Consider the following 20753-nt stretch of genomic DNA (forward strand, 5'->3'; position numbering starts at 1 on the left):
TACCGCACCGATCCACACCCTCCGGGACGTGGCGCCCGGCCGGTCTCCTCGCCGTCGTCCTCGCACGCCCGCTCTCACGCCATCTGCCGCAGGTCGCGCAGGGCGTCCTCGGCCCGCGCGTGGACGCTGCCGGTCCGCGCGCCCGCGCCGATCCGGAGGCGGGACTCCAGGCCGTCGGGCCGCATGGCCATGTGGCCGTAGCGTACGGAGAACCGGACCAGTCCGGCCGGCTTCTCCGCCTGCGTACGACCCGCTTCCACGTCCAGCCTCACCTCGCAGCCCGCGCCGTCGGCGTGGGCCGCGAGGATCTCGTCCGCCGCGCCGACGATCGGCGTCAGTGCCTCGCCCAGCGGTCCCCGCGGTATGGCGATCGACCGCCGGGCGGTCTCGGCCCCGCTGCCGCGCAGACCGGTCAGGGTCAGGCACAGACTCCGGGCGCTGTAGATCCCGTGGTGGTGCAGGACGTACACGGCGGTCAGCGCGGCCTGCACGGCCCCGACCACCGTCGACCGGCCGGGCTCCGCCGGTTTCACGTCCCAGGCGTGCTCGGTCTCGCGCAGTCTGCGCGGGGCGATCCCCGTGATCAGGTTCTCGACGCCCTCCAGCGCGCTGTCCCCCACGTGCCAGGAACCGCCCAGCCCGAAGCAGAGCAGTTGTCCCTCCTCGGCCACGGCGAGCACGGAGTCGCTCTGCGTGACGCCGACCGGGAAGAGGGCGGTCCGGAGCGTGGCCGACAGGCGGCCCAGCCGGGCGAGCTGGAACCTGGCCTTCTCCGGGTCGAGGGAAAACCCGGCCGCCGCCACTTCCCTGCCCGGTCCGGTGGGGTGGTGACCGAGACCGTAGAACTCGCTCAGGAAGGACTTGGCGGCGGGGAAGACCGTGAATGTCGTTCCGTAGCCCTCTGCCATCGCGCCCAGGCGCAGGGCCGCGCGCATCGCCACCCGTTCGACGTCACGGCCCGCGGTCCAGCCGATCCGCTCCGCGGGCCGGTGGTGCGGGGTCACGCTTCCATCAGCTCGATGCCCAGCCGCTCCATCAGGGCGGTGCACGTACGGCAGGGCTCGGCCGGGCGTCCGTGCTCCGGGTCGCCCGCCGGGCGCACCTTCCTCGCCACCAGGGCGGACCCGGCGAAATGCGGCAGCGCCTCGTCGAGGGTCGTGCTCCGCCCGTCCGCGTGCATCTGGTCGAGGCCCCAGAACTGGTCGGAGATCAGCGCGGATTCGGCGCAGTAGCCGAGGAACGGTTCCCGCTCTGCCGCGGGGAGCTGCGCGAAGAATTCCGTGATCGCGGGGTGCAGATCGGGTTCGACGCCCGGGTCGATATCGGTCTGACTGAAGATCTGCCCGTTCACCAGAAGGGACGCGGCGGTCATGGGTACGTGCTCAGACATAGTAATCCTCCGCGTCCTCGAGCGGGTACCCGCGCGAATAGCTCATCAGCGCCGAGTACTTCTCATCGCCGAGAAAGTATGCACCGGTGTGATGCAGGTAGAAGAACCGCCCCGCCTCGTCCATCAGGACCGTGCCACCGTCGTACGTGTCGTGCGCGACGGGGAAGACCCGCTTCCCCAGCCCGTCGGCGACTTCCTGCACATCCTCCGCTGCTTCCCGGTACATGAGGCGGGGGTTGAATTCCACCCTGTCGTTGGTGGATGCGTGGCGGGGCGCCACGAGTCCGACGTGTTCACGCACGAATGCAAGCGCGGGTTCGATCACTTCGAGACTGCCACCGTCGTCCCGGAAGTCCTGGAGCACGTCCGCCACCTCGGCGGCCGCGAGGTCGTCGCACCGACGCCCTGGATACCACCCGGCCTCCGACAGCCAGGCATCCACTTCCTCGGGCGATTTCAGAATGGGCACAGTTTCCATCCTCTTTCGTTCAAACAGCCGTGACGTTGATGAGTGGCAGCATGACCTCGCAGGAGGGGCACGGCTTCTTGTACTCCCCGTGGCTCAGGTAACCGGGCCTGTTCGGGTTCATGTCGCCGATCTGGCGCGTATGCACCTGCGCCCCGTCCATGACGCGCCTGATGTCCTCGGCGCTGCGTATCTCAACACCGTCGCGCTCCGCTATGGCATGCAATCTGTCGGAGATCAGCGCAACTTCCGTGCACTGTCCGTGTCCGGTCCCCGTCAGCTCGCCCCGACTCTCCAGTCGGCGTTGCACGTCGTCCAGCACATCTCGCAGGGCCGGATGCGTATCGAGTCGCTGCTGCGGTTCCGGGTTCTGCGGATTCGCCTTCAGCTTCGTCACACTGGAGTGTCCCGTCAGCACACCGTCGTGCAGGAGCGCTCCGGAACAACCCTGTTTGATCCTGGCCCGGCCCAACACGGGCTGTCCGTCGGGCCCGTTCGACGCCTTCCGTGCCTCGTCCGCCACGTTCTTGGCCTCATCGACCAGCGCACGGCGCTGCGCCTCCGGGTCGAGGTGATCCACCTGCATCGCATCACGCCGGTAGTGTCGCATCTGACCAGCGCTTCTGCCGTGCCAGCCCGGCTGCGGGTCCATCCGGCGAGGGCCGTCGTCGTCGCCCCGTCCACTGCCGCCGCCGTTACCCCCGCCGCCTCCGCCACCGCCGCCGCCGGCTCCTTCGCGCCCTTCCGGCTTGGTCACGTCGATGGCGTCGGTCCGGGTACGGACCTTGTGGTCGGTCGTCTTCTGGTGCCGGGACGCCGCCTTCACGCGCTGCGGGATCTCGTCCGTGACGTGCTTGGCGGTGCGGGTGACGGACTTGGTCGCGGCGTCGAGCGCCTTCTCCAGGGCGTGGTCGAACGTGGCGGTGAACCCGTCCCGGCCCTTGGTCCGGCCGAAGGCGCCCTTGGCCTTGCCGAGGTGGACGTGCGCGTTCCCGCCAAGGTCCACGCCGTGGAGCGACACCTTGCCCGCGCCGTCCTCGAACTCGACGTGGTCGATAAGGGTCCGCTTGCCCGCACCACCGCCACCGCCACCGCCACCGCCACCCCCGCCCGCGGACGCGAGGTTCATGCCGCCCCCGCCGTCGGGGTGGAACGCCCCCTCGGCCAGGTCGAGCGCTTTGTCGATCGCGAGTTCTTCCAGCTTCGCCGTGACGGGCTCCGCCAGCTTGGCCGCGATCTCCGCGACGATCTCCTCGATCGCCTCTTTGACCAGGCGTTTCACGATCTGCCGCATCAGTACGATCTCGCCTGCGGCGGCAGCGGCCGAGATGCCGAGCGTCACCCCGGACGCGGCGAGTTCGGCGACGATCGTGCCGGCGAGGACGCCGAGTTCGATCGTCGCCTTCGTCTTCATCGCGATGATGATCTCGGCGATCCGGTCGCACACGAACGCGAACGTCCGCGCCACGTCCGGAATTTTCTCCAGATGGCCGGCCTTCACATGCGACCAGTGTTTTTCCATGGAGTCGACCGCCCAGCCCTCCGACGAGCTGAGGATCCGCGTGAACGCCTTGTGCGCGTCCGCTCCGTGGCCCTCGAACTTCTCCGCGAACTCGCGGAGAGAGTCGGCCATGTCCGTGTAGTCGTCCTCGTCGACGTTCGGCCAGTCGACGCCCGCAAGGTCGAGCGCCCTGTCGACGATGTCGGGCAGCACTATGCCCATGCCCCGTGATCCCCCGTGGTGTTGATGTCGTTGCGGTCGTTGTCGGCGCGGTGAGTGACAGCCGACAGCGGTGATCAACTAGACACCTTGGGCCCACGGGGTATCAACCGGAGCAGCCGTCTCAGTACAGAGTTGCGACAAAACCGGTCCCCGCCGTCTCAGGGCGTGTTGATCGTAGGACGTGGCGCCGTCGCCATGCCCGCGCCGAGGTGGAAGCTCGGGTGCGGTGGCTGGTTGTAGGCCGTGTTCTGCCAGGCCAGGGACGTGCGGTACTGGGTGTCGTGGAGGAGGGTGGTGATGCGGGTGGAGGTTTCCAGGGGGGTCGAGTAGACGCGCAGGGCCGTGTTGTCGGTGGTCGGCCAGACGACTTCCTCGCGCCAGTCGCCGAGGATGTCGCCCGCGAGGGACGGCGTCGCCTTCGTGCCGTTGTTGGAGTGGACGCCGGATGCGGTGAGGAGGCGGGTGTCGGCGGACGTGCCGTACTTGTCGATGCGGGTGGCGTCGAGGAGTTCGCGGGTGGTGTCGCCGTCCCACCAGGAGAGGAAGTTCGTGGAGGACGGCTTGCGGGAGGAGACCACCGCGCCCTTGGGGTTGCGGATGCCGGACTCGGCCGACGACCAGGATTCGGCGCCCGCGCTGCCGGACCAGATGTCGCCGGAGACACCGCGTCCGTTGTCGCCGTTGGCGGCCGTGGACCAGATGACGGCTCCCGTCCTCGCGTCGGCCATGTACGACGATGGTTTCGAGCCGTCCTCGTCGACCTTGAACTCCTCCAGACCCGCCCGGGACGGGTCGAGGTCGCCGACGTGCATCGCGTCGCCGTGGCCGTTCTTCGTGGTCCACAGCGCCGCGCCGTTGTCGTCTACCGCCATCGCGCCGTAGACGATCTCGTCCTTGCCGTCGCCGTCGACGTCCGCGACGGACAGCTGGTGGTTGCCCTGACCGTCGTAGCCCTTGCCGCTGTTCGTAGAGGAGTTCGTGTCGAACGTCCAGCGGCGGGTGAACGCCCCGTTGCGCCAGTCCCAGGCCGCGATCACCGACCGCGTGTAGTAGCCGCGCGCCATGATGAGGGAGGGGCGGGCGCCGTCGAGGTAGGCCGTGCCCGCGAGGAAGCGGTCGACGCGGTTGCCGTACGAGTCGCCCCACGAGGAGACGGTGCCGCGCGCGGGGACGTAGTCGACGGTGCCCATCGCGGCGCCGGTCTGCCCGTTGAACATCGTCAGGTATTCGGGGCCGGAGAGGACGTAGCCGCTGGAGTTGCGGTGGTCGGCGGAGGAGTTGCCGATGACGTTTCCTCTGCCGTCGACCGTGCCGTCCGCCGTCTTCATGGCGACCTCGGCCTTGCCGTCGCCGTCGTAGTCGTACACCTGGAACTGGGTGTAGTGCGCGCCCGAGCGGATGTTGCGGCCCAGGTCGACACGGAACAGGCGGGTGCCGTCGAGTTTCACGGCGTCGACGATGGTGTTGCCGGTGTAGCCGGACTGGGAGTTGTCCTTGGCGTTGGTGGGCTGCCATTTGAGGACGAATTCGAGGACGCCGTCGCCGTCGAGGTCGCCGACGGAGGCGTCGTTGGCCTCGTAGGTGTAGGCGACGCCGTCGGGGGTGGTGCCGCCCGCGGGCGGTGAGAGCGGTACGTCCTTGTAGCCGGCCCGGAACTGGATCGCGTGCGGCGAGTCGGCCTGCTCGGTGCCGTTCACGACCGCGCGGACGGTGTAGTCGGCGGAGTTCGGGGCGCCGGAGTGGAAGTAGTTGGTGGAGCCGGTCACCGGGGTCGAGTTCACCTTCGTACCGGCGCGGTAGACGTTGAAGGAGACGGTGTCCGGGTCGGTGCCGAGCCAGCGCCAGCTGATCAGGTTTCCGGCGTCGGTGTGCACGCTGACCAGGCCGCGGTCGAGCTTCTCGGCCTGCCGGGCGGTGGCGGCGGCGGCGTTGTCGCCGGGCAGGAAGGTCAGTCCGGCGGCGACGAGGGCGACGGCCGCGGTGGTGACCGGCAGTGGGCCGCGGCGTCTGCGGTGGGGGCGGGTTGTGGGCATGTGGGGGCTCCTGGGGATCGGACCTCGTGAAGGGCTCACCTTCCGTCAGTTGCCGCGCGCCGTCGTTCAGTTGCCGGTCGTGGGCCGTGGATCCGAGGTGGCGCGAGCCGCAGAGGAGCCGTGTGTGCGGGGCGGCTTGACTTCGTGTGCGCTTCAACGCGTTGACTCCCGTCCGACAGCCCGGCCCGCACCCGGGTCAGAAGTGAAGGAGCCCCGTATGAAGTACCGCACCATCGGCACCGACCCGGCCACCCGGCGCGAGGTCAGCGTGCTCAGTCTGGGTGCCATGCTGTTCGGCACGGTGACCGAGGAGAAGACGGCGTTCGCGATCCTCGACCGCTATGTGGAGGCGGGCGGCACGTTCGTCGACACGTCGGACAACTACGCGTTCTGGCAGACCGGCAGCGTCGGCGGGGAGAGCGAGACCGTGCTCGGCAACTGGCGGCGCAGCCGTGGCATCGGCGACGAGATCGTCGTCGCCACCAAGCTGGGCGCGGCGCCGCTCGCCCCCGGCACCGGGTTCGTCGACAACGCCGAGGGGCTCTCCGCGGCGGCGATCCGCACCGCGGTCGCGGGCAGCACGGCCCGCCTGGGCATGGAGCGGCTCGATCTGCTCTACGCCCACATCCCCGACCCGAAGGTGGAACTCGCCGAGACGGTGCGGGAGTTCGGGGCGCTCGTGGCCGAGGGGACGGTCGGGCTGCTCGGTGTCTCCAACCACTGGGCGTGGCAGGTGGAGCGGGCCCGCGCGATCGCCCGCGCCGAAGGGCTCGCCGGGTACGAGGTGCTCCAGTACCAGCACAGCTACCTGCGGCACCGTATCGACACCCCCAGCCCGCTCTCCCCGGACGGCGAGCTCGGCACCGCCGACGGCAACCTGCTCAGCATGGTCCGCGCCGAGGAGGACCTCACCCTCGTCGCCTACTCCCCGCTGCTGGGCGGCGCCTACGTCCGGGACGACAAGCCGCTCAGCGCCGGACACGACCATGGCAGCACCCGGCCCCGGCTCGCGGCGCTGCGGGAGGTGGCGAAGTCGTCCGGCGCGACCGTCAACCAGGTCGTCCTGGCGTGGATGATCGGGCATCGGGTCCCGGCCATTCCGCTCGTCGGCGCCTCCTCCGTCGCCCAGATCGAGGAGAGCCTGGCCGCCGTCGACCTGGAGCTGACGGCGGAGGAGCGGGCCCGCCTCGACGCGGTGTGACGCCGCACGGCAGGGGGTCAGCGTTCGCGGCGGTAGGCCAGCACCGTGTACGTGGGGTCGGGGCGCGGGACGTCCTGGTCCGGCAGGCGTTCCAGGCGCCGGGCCAGTTCCTCGCCGCCCGCCGCGTAGACCCGCCCGGCCCGCACCTCCCGCGCGACGCGGGCCGGGGCGCGGCCCTGCCCGTGGCCCACGAACGTCGCCCGGCCGCAGAGGCGCAGGCCGTGGACGGCCGCGTGGGAGGTGATCAGGTCGGCGGCGTCGGCGGGAGGGTGCGGGCGGTAGGGCTCGACCAGGGCGCAGAGGTCGCTGCCGACCAGGTGCGCGGCGTTCTTGTCGACGGTCGTGAGGTAGACGCCGCCGGGGCGCAGCACGCGGGCCGCCTCGGCGACGACGGGTGCCGCGTCGGCGAGGAGGTGCAGCAGCCAGACCGAGGCGACCACGTCGAACCGGGCTTCTGCGAAGGGCAGTTGACGGCAGTCGGCCCGCACGACCCGGCCCGCCAGGCGCGGCGCCGCCGCCCGCAGCATCCCGTCGGCCAGGTCCACGCCGAACGGGCGCAGGCCGGGCCGGGCCAGGCGGCGGGTCACGATGCCGGTGCCGCAGGCCAGGTCCAGAAGGGAGCACGCGTCGTCCGGGACGAGCCCGAGCACGGCCTGCGCCGCGGCTCGCGCGCGGGGCTCCCCGCCACGGCTGGCGTCGTACTGTGCGGCTTCCGCGTCGTAGTCGAGCACGGACACAACCGTACCGAGGGGGTGGGCGTCAGTTCGCGCCATGGGCCGGCGCCAACGCCTCGACGCGCTCGGCGAGTTCGAAGTCCTTCGCCGTCACCGCGCCGCCCGCGTCGTGCGTGTGCACGGCGAGGGTCACCGTGTGGTAGCCGAGGGTCAGGTCGGAGTGGTGGTCCAGCTCCTCCTGGACCTGGGCGATGTGCACGACGAGGCCCGTCGCCGCGAAGTGGCTCGGCAGACGGTACTCACGGGTGATGCGGTCACCGTCGAGCGACCAGCCGGGGAGTTCGGCGAGGCGGTCCTCGATGTCCTTCTGGGAGAGCGGTTCGGTAGGCATGGCCCCAGCGTGCCACCCGCAGCGGGTTACGGTCTCCCCATGACGACTGCGACGCGCAAAAACGCTTCCGAGGTGGGCCGTCTGCTGCGCGGCTGGCGCGAGCAGCGCCGGGTCAGCCAGCTGGAGCTGGCGTTGCGCGCCGACTCCTCCGCGCGGCACATCAGTTTCGTGGAGACGGGCCGTTCGCGCCCGAGCGAGGAGTTGATCCTGCGCCTCGCCGAGCACCTGGACGTCCCGATGCGGGAGCGCAACGCGCTGCTGCTCGCGGCGGGTTACGCGCCCCGGTTCAGCCAGACGTCGCTCGACGACCCGTCGATGGGCGCGCTGCGGGACGGTCTGGAGCGGCTGCTGCGCGGCTACGAGCCGTACCCGGCGCTGATCGTCGACGCGACGTACAACGTGGTCGCCACCAATCGCGGGCTCGCCGCCCTGATGGCGTCGCTCCCCGCGGAGCTGCTCGCCGAGCAGCCGCTGAACGCGATGCGGCTGACCCTGCACCCGGAGGGCCTCGCGCCCCGGATCAGGAATCTGCGCGAGTGGCGCGGGCACCTGCTCGCGCAGATGGAGCGGCAGATCGCGCTGGCCCGCTCGGAGGAGCTGCGGGCGCTGTACGAGGAGGTCGCGGCGTACCCGGTGCCGGCGGACGCGCCGGGGCACGTGCCGGACGAGGCGGTGCCGTACTTCGCGCTGCCGATGGTGATCGAGCACGACGGGCACGTGCTGTCGTTCGTGTCGTCGATCTCGACGTTCAACACGCCGATGGACGTGACCGTCGCGGAGCTGGCCATCGAGACACTGCTCCCGGCCGACCCGGCGACCGTCAAGTACCTTCAGTCCGAGGTGGGCTGAGCCCCGGAGCCGCCCCATGGCGGGGGCCGTACGGGTGACGCCCCGGACGGCGGCCCGCCCCCGGCGCTCCACCCGTACGGCGGCCCGCCCCCCGCGCTCCACCCGTACGGCCCCCGCCGGAAGGTGGCCCGTGCCCCCGGCCCCTAGCGTGCACCAGACGGCACTGCGAGGGAGCACACACGGTGACAGACACGACGCACCGCCCGCCCGAGCCGGACGCCGCGCTGTTGCGGGCCGGGCGGTTCTTCCGGCGGGGGACCGCCTCCGACGACCTGCACAGTGTGCGGATCAAGGGCGGCCGGGACGGGGACGTCTTCTACCGCGACCGGTGGAGCCACGACAAGGTCGTGAACTCGACGCACGGGGTGAACTGCACGGGGTCGTGCCGCTGGAAGGTGTACGTCAAGGACGGCATCATCACGTGGGAGACCCAGCAGACCGACTACCCGAGCGTGGGCCCGGACCGCCCGGAGTACGAGCCGCGCGGCTGCCCGCGCGGCGCGGCGTTCTCCTGGTACACGTACTCCCCCACCCGGGTCCGCTACCCGTACATCCGGGGCCTGCTCCTGGAGATGTACCGGGAGGCCAAGGCGCGGCTGCGCGATCCGGTGCTCGCCTGGGCCGACATCCAGAACGACCCCGAGCGGCGCAGGCGGTACCAACAGGCGCGCGGCAAGGGCGGGTTGGTGCGGGCCACGTGGGACGAGGCGGTCGAGATCGTCGCCGCCGCGCACGTCCACACGATCAAGACGTACGGGCCCGACCGCGTCGCCGGTTTCTCGCCGATCCCCGCGATGTCGATGGTGTCGCACGCCGCCGGGGCCCGGTTCATGTCGCTGATCGGCGCGCCGATGCTGTCGTTCTACGACTGGTACGCCGATCTGCCGGTGGCGTCGCCGCAGGTCTTCGGCGACCAGACGGACGTGCCGGAGTCGGGCGACTGGTGGGACGCCGCGTATCTGATGATGTGGGGCTCCAATGTTCCCGTCACCCGGACGCCGGACGCGCACTGGATGGCCGAGGCGCGCTATCGCGGCCAGAAGGTCGTGGTCGTGGCGCCGGACTACGCGGACAACGCGAAGTTCGCCGACGAGTGGCTGCACCCGCACCCCGGCACGGACGGCGCGCTCGCCTTCGCGATGGGGCACGTGATCCTCAAGGAGTTCTTCGTCGAGCGGCGGACCCCGTTCTTCACGGACTACGTCAAGAAGTTCACGGATCTGCCGTTCCTCGTGACTCTGGAGGAGCGGGACGGCGGCTATGTCCCGTCGAAGTTCCTGCGCGCATCCGACCTCGGGCAGGGCGGTGAGGGCGCGGAGTGGAAGACGGTCGTGCTCGACGAGGCGACCGGGCGGGCCGCCGTGCCCAACGGTTCCCTCGGCTTCCGCTGGACCGAGTCGGGGAAAGGCAGGTGGAATCTCCAACTGGAGGACATCGAGCCGCAGTTGAGTCTGTACGGTGCCGACGTCGCCACCGGCGTGCCCGTGCTCCTGCCCCGCTTCGACACCGACGGCGGCGCGCACGGGCAGGGGCGTGGTGAGGTCGTCCGGCGCGGGGTTCCGGCGACGCGGCTCGGCGGGCAGGACGGGCCGCTGGTCACCACCGTCTTCGATCTGGTGCTCGCCCAGTACGGGGTGGGCCGCGCGGGGCTGCCGGGTGCGTGGGCGTCCTCGTACGACGACGCGGACGCGGTCGGCACCCCCGCCTGGCAGGAGATCCACACCTCCGTACCGGCCGCGAAGTGCGTCAAGATCGCGCGCGAGTTCGCGACGACCGCCGAGAAGTCGCGCGGGCGCTGCATGATCCTGATGGGCGCCGGGACCAACCACTGGTTCCACTCCGAGACGATCTACCGCAGCTTCCTCTCCCTGCTCCAGCTCACCGGCTGCCAGGGCAGGAACGGTGGCGGCTGGGCGCACTACGTGGGGCAGGAGAAGTGCCGTCCGGTGACCGGGTGGGCCTCGCTGGCCTCCGCGAACGACTGGTCGCGCCCGCCCCGGCAGATGATCGGCACGGCGTACTGGTTCACCAACACCGACCAGTGGCGCTACGACCGGTTCGGCGCGGACGTCCTCGCCTCGCCGCTCGGCAAGGGCGCCTTCCGGGGGATGACGGGCGCCGACTGTCTCGCGCTCTCGGCGCGGACGGGGTGGATGCCGTCGTACCCGACGTTCGACCGCAGCTCCCTCGACCTCGGTGAGCAGGATGTCCGAGCCACGGTGGACGAGCTGAAGGCGGGGACGCTCAAGTTCGCCGTCGAGGACCCCGACGCGCCCGAGAACTGGCCGCGCGTCCTCACCCTCTGGCGCGCCAATCTGCTCGGCTCCTCCGCGAAGGGCGCCGAGTACTTCACCAAGCACCTGTTGGGCACGCACTCCTCCCTCCGGGCCCAGGAGGCGGCGCCGGAGGAGCGGCCGACCACCGTGACCTGGCGCGACGAGGCGCCCGAGGGCAAGCTCGACCTGCTCCTCTCGCTGGACTTCCGGCAGACCTCGTCCACCCTTCTCTCGGACGTCGTGCTGCCCGCCGCGACCTGGTACGAGAAGCACGACCTGTCCTCCACGGACATGCACCCCTATGTGCACTCGTTCTCGCCCGCCGTGGACCCGCCGTGGCAGGCGCGGACCGACTTCGACACGTTCAAGGCGCTCGCGAACAGGCTCAGCGAGCTGGCCGTCGATCACCTGGGCGTGCGCAAGGACCTGGTGGCGGCGCCGCTCCAGCACGACACCCCCGGGGAGATCGCGCAGCCGGGCGGGGTCGTCCTGGACTGGCGCAAGGGCGAGTGCGAGCCGGTGCCGGGCAGGACGATGCCGAACCTCGTCGTCGTGGAACGGGACTACACCGCGATCGGCGCCAAGTTCGGCGCGCTCGGTCCGCTGGTCGAGAAGCTGGGTCTGCCCGCGAAGGGCATCGCCCTCAAACCCGACCAGGAGGTCGCCGAGCTGCGCGAGCGCAATGGCGTCGTGCGCGGCGGGCCCGCCGACGGACGGCCCCTGCTCGACACGGCGGTCAAGGCGGCCAACACCATCCTCGCCCTGTCCGGGACGACCAACGGCCGCCTCGCCACCCAGGGCTTCCACACGCTCGAAGCCCGTACCGGCCAGGAGATGGCGCACCTCGCCGCCGAGCACGAGGGCAAACGGGTGACGTACGCGGACACGGTGGCGGCGCCCGTGCCGTTGATCACGTCGCCCGAGTGGTCGGGCAGCGAGGCGGGCGGGCGGCGGTACACGGCGTTCACGCTCAACACCGAGCACGCCAAGCCGTGGCACACGCTCACCGGGCGCCAGCACTTCTTCATCGACCACGACTGGATGCACGAACTCGGCGAGGCGCTGCCCGTCTACCGGCCGCCGCTCGACATGAACCGCCTCTTCGGCGAGCCGCGCCTCGGCCCGGACGGGGAGAAGGAGGTGACCGTCCGCTACCTCACCCCGCACAACAAGTGGTCCATCCACTCCGAGTACCAGGACAACCTGTTCATGCTGGCGCTCTCGCGCGGCGGCCAGTCGATCTGGATGGCGCCGCAGGACGCCGACGCCATCGGCGTGAAGGACAACGACTGGATCGAGGCGGTCAACCGCAACGGCGTCGTCGTCGCCCGCGCGATCGTCTCGCACCGTATGCCGGCCGGCACGGTCTACATGCACCACGCGCAGGAGCGCACCGTCAACGTCCCCAAGGCCGAGGCCAGTGGCAAGCGCGGCGGCATCCACAACTCGCTCACCCGGCTCATCCTCAAGCCGTCGCACCTCATCGGCGGTTACGCCCAGCTCTCCTGGGCGTTCAACTACTTCGGCCCGACGGGCAACCAGCGCGACGAAGTCACCGTCATCCGGCGCCGCTCGCAGAAGGTGGAGTACTGACCCCATGCCCCGTGACGAAGTCACCATCGGACGCTGTATGGCTCAGATCGCGATGGTCATGAACCTCGACAAGTGCATCGGCTGCCACACCTGCTCGGTCACCTGCAAGCAGGCGTGGACCAACCGCAACGGCATGGAGTACGTCTGGTTCAACAACGTCGAGACCCGCCCGGGCCAGGGCTATCCACGCCGCTACGAGGACCAGGAGAAGTGGCGCGGCGGCTGGGAGCTGAACAAGCGGGGCGCCCTGAAGCTGAAGAACGGCGGCCGGTTCAAGAAGCTCGCGGGCATCTTCTCCAACCCGAAGCTGCCCGAGATGAAGGACTACTACGAGCCCTGGACGTACGACTACAAGAACCTGACCGAGGCGCCGCTCGGCGACGACTACCCGGTGGCGGAGCCGCGCTCGCAGATCTCCGGCAAGCCGATGAAGATCGAGTGGTCCTCGAACTGGGACGACAACCTCGGCGGCGCCCCGCAGTACGGCGACCTCGACCCGATGGTGGAGAAGACCCGGCAGCAGGCCGCCGAGAAGGTGAAGTTCGCCTTCGAGGAGACCTTCATGTTCTACCTGCCGCGCATCTGCGAACACTGCCTGAACCCGTCCTGCGTCGCCTCGTGCCCGTCGGGCGCGATGTACAAGCGCGCGGAGGACGGCATCGTCCTCGTCGACCAGGACCAGTGCCGGGGCTGGCGGATGTGCGTGACGGGATGCCCGTACAAGAAGGTGTACTTCAACCACCGCACCGGCAAGGCCGAGAAGTGCACCATGTGCTACCCGCGCATCGAGGTGGGCCTGCCCACCGTCTGCTCCGAGACATGCGTGGGGCGCCTGCGCTACCTCGGCGTCATCCTCTACGACGCCGACAAGGTGACGGCGGCGGCGCAGACCAAGGACGACACCGCGCTGTACGAGGCGCAGCTCGATGTCTTCCTCGACCCGCACGACCCGGACGTGCAGCGGGCCGCCGAGGAGGCCGGCATCCCGTACGACTGGATGGAGGCGGCGCGCCGCTCCCCGGTGCACGCGCTCATCAGCAAGTACAAGGTGGCGCTCCCGCTGCATCCGGAGTACCGGACGATGCCGATGGTCTGGTACATCCCGCCGCTCTCCCCCGTCGTGGACGCACTCAACGAGACCGGGCACGACGGCGAGGACCACGCCAACCTCTTCGGCGCGATCGACACCCTGCGCATCCCCCTCGCCTACCTGGCGGAGATCTTCACCGCCGGTGACATCGGCCCCGTCCGCGCCTCCCTGGAGAAGCTGGCGGCCATGCGCTCGCACATGCGGGCCATCAACCTCGGCGACCAGCCGGACACGTCCGTCGCGGCGTCGGTCGGCATGGAGGCGCACGAGATCGAGGAGATGTACCGGCTGCTCGCCATCGCCAAGTACGAGGAGCGGTACGTCATCCCGACGGCCGCCGTCGGTGACGCCCAGCGCCTGGAGGAGTCGGCGCTGCCGGACTCCTGCAGCCTCGACCACGCGGACGGGCCCGGCATGGGCGGCGAGGGCCCCTTCGGCGGCGACTCCGGGAACACCATGGCGGGCGGACGTAAGCTGCTGCCGGTCGTCTCCTTCGAGAACTTCCACCTCACCAAGCGCCGCCAGACCGCCGACGACCCGAAGGAGAGCCCGTGACGCCCCCCTCCGCACTCCTCCACCAGGCGGCGGCGCTCTGCCTCACGTACCCGGACGAGGAGCTGTACGAGCGGCTTCCGCTGGTCCGGGCGGCGGCGCAGCAGCTCGCCCCCTTCGTCGACCACGCCGAGAGCACCGCTCTTCAGGACCTGGCCGCCCACTACGTCCAGGTCTTCGACTTCAAGAACCGGCACAGCCTGTACCTGACCTGGTGGCGCGACGGGGACACCCGGCGGCGCGGCATGTCCCTGGTCCGGTTCAAGGAGGTCTACCGGGAGCACGGCATGGAGTTCACCGGCGAGGAGCTGCCGGACTTCCTGCCCGCGGTCCTGGAGTTCTCGGCGCAGGCCGGTCCGTTCCTCCTGGAGGAGCACCGCAGCGGCCTCGAACTCCTGCGCCTCGCCCTGACCGAGCACGGCACCCCGTACGCGGCCGTTCTCGACGCCGTCTGCGCCTCGCTGCCAGGGCCCTCCCCCAAGGACCGCGCCGAGGCGCTCGCGCTCGCCCGCTCGGGCCCGCCGCGCGAGGACGTCGGCCTGGAGCCCTTCGGTGACCTGGGGGGCCGCGAATCCCTGCCGCTGTTCGTGAAGGAGCGCGCCCGGTGACCACGCTGATCTGGGGCGCGCTGCCCTACATCGCCTTCGTCCTGCTGGCCGCGGGCACGATCTGGCGGTTCCGCTACGACAAGTTCGGCTGGACGACGCGCTCCTCGCAGATCTACGAGTCCAAGCTTCTGAACATCGCCTCGCCGGTCTTCCACTACGGCATCCTGTTCGTCCTCGCGGGCCACGTCATCGGCCTGTTCATCCCGATGTCGTGGACGAACGCGGTGCACGTCAGCGAGCACTCCTACCATCTGCTGTCGCTGATCGGCGGCACCCTCGCGGGCGTCCTCGCCGTCGTCGGCATCTTCCTGCTGATCTACCGGCGCCGTACGAAGGCGCCGGTCTTCCTCGCGACGACCCGCAACGACAAGCTCATGTACGTCGTGCTGCTCGCCTCCCTCGTCCTCGGCATGGTCGCCAAGCTGTCGCACTCCTCGGGCGACGGCTACAACTACCGGGAGACCATCGGCCCCTGGGCCCGCAGCCTGTTCACGCTGAGCCCGGACATCTCGCGGATGGAGGGGGTGCCCGTGCTCTACCAGATCCATGCGGTAGTGGGCATGTCACTCATCGCGCTGGTACCGTTCACCCGGCTCGTGCATATGTTCAGCGCGCCGCTGCAGTACCTGTTCCGGCCCTACGTGGTCTATCGCAGCCGCGACCCGCGGCGCCTGACCGCGCGACCGGAGCGACGGGGGTGGGAGCGCACCGGCTCATAGCCGCTGCACGAAGAGAACGGCACGTGGGGAGACGTGTGACGTGAGTGAACGACGGCCCGCCCCCACCGTGGGCCAGGTGGTACTCGGGCGGCGCCTGCGCGACCTCAGGGAGGCCGCGGGGCTCAAACGCGACGAGGCCGCCAAGGCCCTGCGCGTCACCGGCGCCACCATCCGCCGCATGGAGACCGCCGAGGTCGCCCTGAAGATCCCGTACGTCCAGATGCTCCTGGAGCTGTACGAGGTCCCCGAGCGCGAGATAGAGGCGTTCGTGGCGCTCGCCGAGGAGGCGAACCTGCCCGGCTGGTGGCAGCGGTTCCACGACGTGCTGCCCGACTGGTTCAGCCTCTACGTCAGCCTGGAGGGCGCGGCGGAGATGATCCGCGCCTACGAACCGCACTTCGTGCCGGGGCTGCTGCAGACCGAGGCGTACGCGCGGGCCGTCTTCGACGCGGGCACGGTCGGCCGCTCCAAGCCCGACGAGATAGACCGGCACGTCTCCCTGCGCCTCGCCCGCCAGTCCCTGCTCACCCGCGAGGACGCCCCGCACCTGTGGGTCGTCATGGACGAGACGGCGCTGCGCCGCCCGCCAGGCGGCCCCGACGTGCTCCGCGACCAGCTGGACCACCTCCTCGAAGTGGCCCGGCTCCCGCACGTCACGCTCCAGATAGCCGAGTTCGCGAGCGGGCCGCACCCGGGCACGTTCGGCCCGTTCACCCTGTTCCGCTTCCCCGTGCGCGAACTGCCCGACATGGTCTACAGCGAGTACATCACCGGGGCCCTGTACCTGGACTCGCGGGACGAGGTGGGCATGCATCTGGAGGTGCTCGACCACCTGGTGGCGCAGGCGGCGAGCGCGGAGCGGACGCTCGAACTGATGGCGGAGTGGCGGGAGCGGCTCGGCCCCGCGGAGGAGTGACAGGGGGTCATGAAGAGGCGCCGGTGCCCTTGTCACCGCCCTTCTCGCCCTTCTCGTCGTCCACGATCTCGGCGTCCACCACGTCCTCGTGCGGCTCCTCACGGGGCACGTCCTGCGCCGCGCCGCCTCCGCTCTGCGCGTCCTGGTACATCGCCTGGCCCACCTTCTGGCTGACGGTGGCCAGTTTGCGTACGCCTTCGCGCAGGGCGTGCGTGTCCGGCGGATCGGCGGCGAGCGTCGTCCGCAACTCGGCGACGGCCGCGTCCACCTCCGCGCGGATCCCGGACGGGACCCGCTCCTCGTTCTCCCGCAGGAACCGCTCCGTCTGGTAGACGAGCTGCTCCGCCTCGTTGCGCGCCTCGGCGGCCTCGCGGCGGGCGCGGTCCTCCTCGGCGTGCGCCTCGGCCTCCCGCATCATCCGGTCGATCTCGTCCTTGGGCAGGGCGGAGCCGCCGGTCACCGTCATCTTCTGCTCGCGCCCCGTCGCCATGTCCTTGGCCGACACGTGCATGATCCCGTCGGCGTCGATGTCGAAGGTGACCTCGATCTGCGGGACGCCGCGCGGCGCGGGCGGCAGGCCCGTCAGGTCGAAGACGCCGAGCTTCTTGTTGTAGGCGGCGATGTCCCGTTCGCCCTGGAAGACCTGGATGCCGACGGAGGGCTGGTTGTCGGTGGCGGTGGTGAAGGTCTCCGAACGCCGCGTCGGGATCGTCGTGTTGCGCTCGATGAGCTTGGTCATGACGCCGCCCTTGGTCTCGATGCCGAGGGACAGCGGCGTCACGTCGAGCAGCAGCACGTCCTTGACGTCGCCGCGGATGACGCCCGCCTGGAGAGCCGCGCCCATCGCGACCACCTCGTCGGGGTTGACGCCCTTGTGCGGGTCCTTGCCGGTCAGCTCCCGTACGAGGTCGGTGACGGCGGGCATCCGCGTCGAGCCGCCGACGAGGATGACGTGGTCGACGGCCGACAGGTCCACGCCCGCGTCCTGCACGGCCTGGTGGAACGGCTTCTTGCAGCGGTCGAGGAGGTCGGCGGTCAGCTCCTGGAACTGGGCGCGTGTCAGCTTCTCGTCGAGGTGCAGGGGGCCTTGGGCGGACGCGGTGATGTAGGGCAGGTTGACCGTCGTCTCGCTCGACGACGACAGTTCGATCTTCGCCTTCTCCGCGGCCTCGCGCAGCCGCTGCACGGCCATCTTGTCGGCGGCGAGATCGATGCCGTGGCCGTTCCTGAACTGCTTCACCAGGTAGTCGACGACGCGCTGGTCCCAGTCGTCGCCGCCGAGCCGGGTGTCGCCGTTGGTCGCCTTGACCTCGATGACGCCGTCGCCGATCTCCAGGAGCGAGACGTCGAAGGTGCCGCCGCCCAGGTCGAAGACGAGGACGGTCTGTTCCTCGCCCTTGTCCAGGCCGTACGCGAGCGCGGCGGCCGTCGGCTCGTTGATGATGCGCAGCACCTTCAGGCCCGCGATCTCGCCGGCCTCCTTGGTGGCCTGGCGCTGTGCGTCGTCGAAGTAGGCGGGCACGGTGATCACGGCGTCGGTGACGTCCTCGCCGAGGTAGGACTCGGCGTCGCGCTTGAGTTTCTGCAGGACGCGGGCGGCGAGTTCCTGCGCGCTGTAGCGGGCGCCGTCGATGGTGCCGCTGTCGGGGAAGTGCCAGTTCCCGTCGCCCATGTGGCGTTTCACGGAGCGCGCGGTGCGCTCGACGTTGGTGACGGCCTGCCGCTTGGCGACCTCGCCGACCAGGACCTCCTTGTTCTTCGCGAAGGCGACGACGGAGGGGGTCGTGCGCGCGCCCTCCGCGTTGGCGACGACGGTGGGCTCACCGCCCTCCAGTACGGCCACCACCGAGTTCGTCGTACCGAGATCGATCCCGACCGCACGCGCCATGACGCGTCCCCTCTCGCCGCTCGCATCCCATGGAAGCAGGCCCGCTCAGTCATCAAGCACAAATCTTGAGCGGGCCCGCGTCAAGGGGACGAACGGCGACGGGGCGGCGGTCAGGCCAGCTCGGCCGTCAGCGTGATCTCCGTACCGGTCAGCGCCTGGCTCACCGGGCAGTTCTTCTTGGCGTCCTCGGCCGCCGCGACGAAGGCCTGCTCGTCCATGCCGGGCACGCTGCCCCGGACGGTGAGGTGGATGCCCTTGATGCCCTCGCCGGGCTGGAACGTCACGTCCGCGGAGGTCTCCAGCCTGGTGGGCGGGGTGCCCGCGCCGGCCAGGCCGTGCGAGAGCGCCATGGAGAAGCAGGACGAGTGCGCCGCCGCGATCAGCTCCTCCGGGCTCGTCTTGCCGTTGGCCTGCTCGGCGCGCGAGGGCCACGACACCGGCTGCTCGCCGATGCCGGACGAGTCGAAGGTGACGACGCCGTTGCCCTCGAGCAGGTTGCCTTCCCACACGGTGTGTGCGGTGCGCGTGGTTGCCACGATGTTTCCCTTCCGTACGGCCCCCGGACGGGACCGTTCCCGATTGTCTCCGGCCCCCATCCGACCACATCCGCCCCCGCTGTACGGGGAGGACCGCGCCACTGGCCAATGGCCGGAATACGCGCTGGGCAAACCGGAGCGACGGTGACACTTTGGCCCACCCGACCAGGGGAATCCGCACGGGGGTTCGCAGGGGGTTAGACCAATGCGCATGATCTATTCAGAGCGCGGTCCGTCACCGCTGGAGACCGGGAAGCCCGGCGCGGCCGACCGCGACTCGACGTTCGGCTGGTGGGGTGCGTTCAGCATCCAGAAGTTCGTGAACCAGAACCCGCTCTCGCACACGCACGAGGACGCCACCGGCTGGCTGGCGTACCTCCAGCAGTTCTACGACCGCAACTTCTGGTTCGCGGACGCGGGTGCGCAGGTGTGGGCGTACGAGGAGACGTACGACAACTGGCAGGACCGGTACGGGATGGACGCCGTCGTCGCCGTGTACCACTCGGGCCACGGCGGCATGGACGGCAACGGGGTGTTCTTCGCGCCGCTCGGCGCGAAGTGGGACAACCGCTCGGACGCGGTCTCCAACCGGATGGCGTTCGGCAACGAGCGGGCCAACTACGTGTTCTGGTCGACGTGCAACTCGCTGCGCGTCCTCGACGGGCACTCCCCGATCCGCACATGGGCGGGGCCCAACCTCGGCTCCCGGATGATCTTCGGATTCGAGACGACGAGCATCGACAGCGGCGACTACGGCAAGAAGTTCTGGGAGAAGTGGCGGGCCGGGCAGACGTACTGCGACGCGTGGCTCAACGCGAGCTGGGACATCTACCACGGGCAGGCCCCCTCCGTCGCCGCGACGGGCGCCACCCAGGCCGAGGCGACCAACCGTCTCAACCAGGAGCGGAACTTCTTCCGCGAGCACGTCTCCGACGCCTGGTACGCCTGGCGCTGGTACTACGCCCGCGAGGGCCTGCGCGACCCGATGACGCAGGCACCGGCCGAGCCGAAGATCGTGCAGCTCGCGCCGCGCCAGCCCGGCCAGGAGCTGACCCAGCTCGGGCAGCTCGCGCACTTCCCGCAGGCCGCGCTGCAAGAGGTGCATGTGGAGCGGCAGGGCGTGCTGAGCGCGAACTCGGGCGACAAGTACGTGTCGACGGCGCCGGGTGCGGTGCGCTGGGTGAAGCTGGCCGACGCCAACCACCGCAACACCGAGCAGCTGCCGACCGACCGCGCGGTGGAGCTGGCCCGCGCCTTCGTCGAGCAGCACGGCGACGCGACGGGCGGCGCCGAACTGGTCGTCGAGGGCGTGCACGACCTGATGCAGAACAGCGGCAAGAAGGACGGCTCGCAGATCGGTGAGCCGGTGTCGTTGCAGACGCACGTCACGTTCCGGCAGGTCTTCGGCGGCGTACCGGTGATCACGCCGGGCCGCGGCGAGTTCCGCGTGGCGCTGGACAACGACGGCACCGTCGTCCAGGCGACCCTGTCGACGCGGCAGCCGACCGGCGACGTCCGCACCCCGAGCTCGGCGGTCGCCCCGCCGTCCGGCAAGGGCAAGCAGGCCCTCGCGTCGCCCGGCTCGCGCGACCCGCGCCAGGCGCTCGACGAGGCGCAGCAGCGGCGCATCGCGCACCTGACGGCGATGGCGTCCGACAGTGAGCGCTCGGCCGCCGACATCGAGGCGCAGCTGGAGGTCAGGGACGTCCCCGGCACGCTCGAGGTCGGCTACGAGATCGAGGGCAACGAGGCCTATCCGGCCGCCCGCAAGCTGATCGAGCTGGGCTCGCGGGACAGCATGTTCAAGAAGCTGCGCTGGGTGGTCGCGCCCCTGGCCAGGTGACCGAC

The 20753-nt window shown here is 70.4% G+C and carries 17 protein-coding genes; 8 read left to right on the top strand and 9 right to left on the bottom strand.

Annotated features, from left to right (window positions below; all coding sequences use genetic code 11):
• Positions 1 to 74: 74 nt before the first annotated feature.
• The 5 genes from C1N81_RS13610 to C1N81_RS13630 form a co-directional block, all read right to left on the bottom strand.
• Positions 75 to 1004, bottom strand: coding sequence for an SUKH-3 domain-containing protein (locus tag C1N81_RS13610; RefSeq protein WP_394429064.1), 930 nt, complete (start codon positions 1002 to 1004; stop codon positions 75 to 77).
• Positions 1001 to 1390, bottom strand: coding sequence for a YwqJ-related putative deaminase (locus tag C1N81_RS13615; RefSeq protein WP_394429065.1), 390 nt, complete (start codon positions 1388 to 1390; stop codon positions 1001 to 1003). Before C1N81_RS13615 ends, C1N81_RS13610 begins: the two co-directional genes overlap by 4 nt.
• Positions 1383 to 1859, bottom strand: a complete 477-nt coding sequence (locus C1N81_RS13620; RefSeq protein ID WP_394429066.1) for an SUKH-3 domain-containing protein — start codon at positions 1857 to 1859, stop codon at positions 1383 to 1385. The genes C1N81_RS13615 and C1N81_RS13620 overlap by 8 nt, the downstream gene beginning before the upstream one ends.
• Before the next feature lie 19 nt (positions 1860 to 1878).
• A complete protein-coding gene (locus C1N81_RS13625; protein WP_394429067.1) occupies positions 1879 to 3579 on the bottom strand; it encodes a WXG100-like domain-containing protein in 1701 nt (566 codons plus the stop codon).
• Positions 3580 to 3737: 158 nt separating this feature from the next.
• Complete coding sequence (locus tag C1N81_RS13630) at positions 3738 to 5612, bottom strand: rhamnogalacturonan lyase (protein ID WP_394429068.1); 1875 nt, start codon at positions 5610 to 5612, stop codon at positions 3738 to 3740.
• 217 nt (positions 5613 to 5829) lie between these two features.
• On the opposite strand from C1N81_RS13630, the gene C1N81_RS13635 reads away from it, so the two are divergent.
• Positions 5830 to 6813, top strand: a complete 984-nt coding sequence (locus C1N81_RS13635) for an aldo/keto reductase (protein ID WP_394429069.1) — start codon at positions 5830 to 5832, stop codon at positions 6811 to 6813.
• A gap of 17 nt (positions 6814 to 6830) precedes the next feature.
• Here C1N81_RS13635 and C1N81_RS13640 read toward each other — a convergent pair whose 3' ends face one another.
• Both C1N81_RS13640 and C1N81_RS13645 read right to left on the bottom strand, forming a co-directional pair.
• On the bottom strand, positions 6831 to 7544 hold the full coding sequence (locus C1N81_RS13640; protein ID WP_394429070.1) for a class I SAM-dependent methyltransferase: 714 nt from the start codon (positions 7542 to 7544) through the stop codon (positions 6831 to 6833).
• A gap of 28 nt (positions 7545 to 7572) precedes the next feature.
• The gene (locus tag C1N81_RS13645) at positions 7573 to 7878 is read right to left on the bottom strand and encodes a 4a-hydroxytetrahydrobiopterin dehydratase (RefSeq protein WP_394429071.1); all 306 of its coding nucleotides are present in this window, start codon (positions 7876 to 7878) and stop codon (positions 7573 to 7575) included.
• A 39-nt stretch (positions 7879 to 7917) separates the two neighbouring features.
• On the opposite strand from C1N81_RS13645, the gene C1N81_RS13650 reads away from it, so the two are divergent.
• From C1N81_RS13650 to C1N81_RS13675, 6 genes are all read left to right on the top strand, one after another.
• The gene (locus tag C1N81_RS13650; protein ID WP_394429072.1) at positions 7918 to 8727 is read left to right on the top strand and encodes a helix-turn-helix domain-containing protein; all 810 of its coding nucleotides are present in this window, start codon (positions 7918 to 7920) and stop codon (positions 8725 to 8727) included.
• A gap of 182 nt (positions 8728 to 8909) precedes the next feature.
• Positions 8910 to 12596: a nitrate reductase subunit alpha gene (locus tag C1N81_RS13655; RefSeq protein ID WP_394429073.1), complete on the top strand. Its 3687-nt coding sequence runs from the start codon at positions 8910 to 8912 to the stop codon at positions 12594 to 12596.
• Positions 12597 to 12633: 37 nt separating this feature from the next.
• On the top strand, positions 12634 to 14241 hold the full coding sequence (gene narH / locus C1N81_RS13660) for a nitrate reductase subunit beta (protein WP_394429074.1): 1608 nt from the start codon (positions 12634 to 12636) through the stop codon (positions 14239 to 14241).
• Positions 14238 to 14846, top strand: a complete 609-nt coding sequence (gene narJ / locus C1N81_RS13665) for a nitrate reductase molybdenum cofactor assembly chaperone (protein ID WP_394429075.1) — start codon at positions 14238 to 14240, stop codon at positions 14844 to 14846. Before narH ends, narJ begins: the two co-directional genes overlap by 4 nt.
• Entirely contained in the window at positions 14843 to 15565 is a 723-nt protein-coding gene (gene narI / locus C1N81_RS13670; protein ID WP_394429076.1) for a respiratory nitrate reductase subunit gamma, read from the top strand. Before narJ ends, narI begins: the two co-directional genes overlap by 4 nt.
• A gap of 40 nt (positions 15566 to 15605) precedes the next feature.
• Positions 15606 to 16481, top strand: a complete 876-nt coding sequence (locus C1N81_RS13675; RefSeq protein WP_394429077.1) for a helix-turn-helix domain-containing protein — start codon at positions 15606 to 15608, stop codon at positions 16479 to 16481.
• Positions 16482 to 16488: 7 nt separating this feature from the next.
• On the opposite strand, the gene dnaK is transcribed toward C1N81_RS13675, so the two are convergent.
• Together dnaK and C1N81_RS13685 are read right to left on the bottom strand one after the other, a co-directional pair.
• Entirely contained in the window at positions 16489 to 18369 is a 1881-nt protein-coding gene (dnaK, locus tag C1N81_RS13680; RefSeq protein WP_394429078.1) for a molecular chaperone DnaK, read from the bottom strand.
• A 110-nt stretch (positions 18370 to 18479) separates the two neighbouring features.
• Positions 18480 to 18905: an OsmC family protein gene (locus C1N81_RS13685; RefSeq protein WP_394429079.1), complete on the bottom strand. Its 426-nt coding sequence runs from the start codon at positions 18903 to 18905 to the stop codon at positions 18480 to 18482.
• A 211-nt stretch (positions 18906 to 19116) separates the two neighbouring features.
• Between C1N81_RS13685 and C1N81_RS13690 the strand changes: the two genes are divergently transcribed.
• Positions 19117 to 20748 (top strand): DUF6345 domain-containing protein, encoded by a 1632-nt coding sequence (locus C1N81_RS13690; RefSeq protein WP_394429080.1) that lies wholly within the window; start codon positions 19117 to 19119, stop codon positions 20746 to 20748.
• Positions 20749 to 20753 lie beyond the last annotated feature (5 nt).

The sequence above is a fragment of the Streptomyces sp. SGAir0957 genome (genome assembly GCF_043523415.1).

Bases quoted from the DNA above. Each gene is read 5' to 3' on its own strand.
- C1N81_RS13615 (WP_394429065.1), bottom strand. From the start codon at position 1,390: ATGTCTGAGCACGTACCCATGACCGCCGCGTCCCTTCTGGTGAACGGG.
- C1N81_RS13625 (WP_394429067.1), bottom strand. From the start codon at position 3,579: ATGGGCATAGTGCTGCCCGACATCGTCGACAGGGCGCTCGACCTTGCG.
- C1N81_RS13630 (WP_394429068.1), bottom strand. From the start codon at position 5,612: ATGCCCACAACCCGCCCCCACCGCAGACGCCGCGGCCCACTGCCGGTC.
- C1N81_RS13635 (WP_394429069.1), top strand. From the start codon at position 5,830: ATGAAGTACCGCACCATCGGCACCGACCCGGCCACCCGGCGCGAGGTC.
- C1N81_RS13645 (WP_394429071.1), bottom strand. From the start codon at position 7,878: ATGCCTACCGAACCGCTCTCCCAGAAGGACATCGAGGACCGCCTCGCC.
- C1N81_RS13650 (WP_394429072.1), top strand. From the start codon at position 7,918: ATGACGACTGCGACGCGCAAAAACGCTTCCGAGGTGGGCCGTCTGCTG.
- narH (WP_394429074.1), top strand. From the start codon at position 12,634: ATGGCTCAGATCGCGATGGTCATGAACCTCGACAAGTGCATCGGCTGC.
- dnaK (WP_394429078.1), bottom strand. From the start codon at position 18,369: ATGGCGCGTGCGGTCGGGATCGATCTCGGTACGACGAACTCGGTGGTG.
- C1N81_RS13690 (WP_394429080.1), top strand. From the start codon at position 19,117: ATGATCTATTCAGAGCGCGGTCCGTCACCGCTGGAGACCGGGAAGCCC.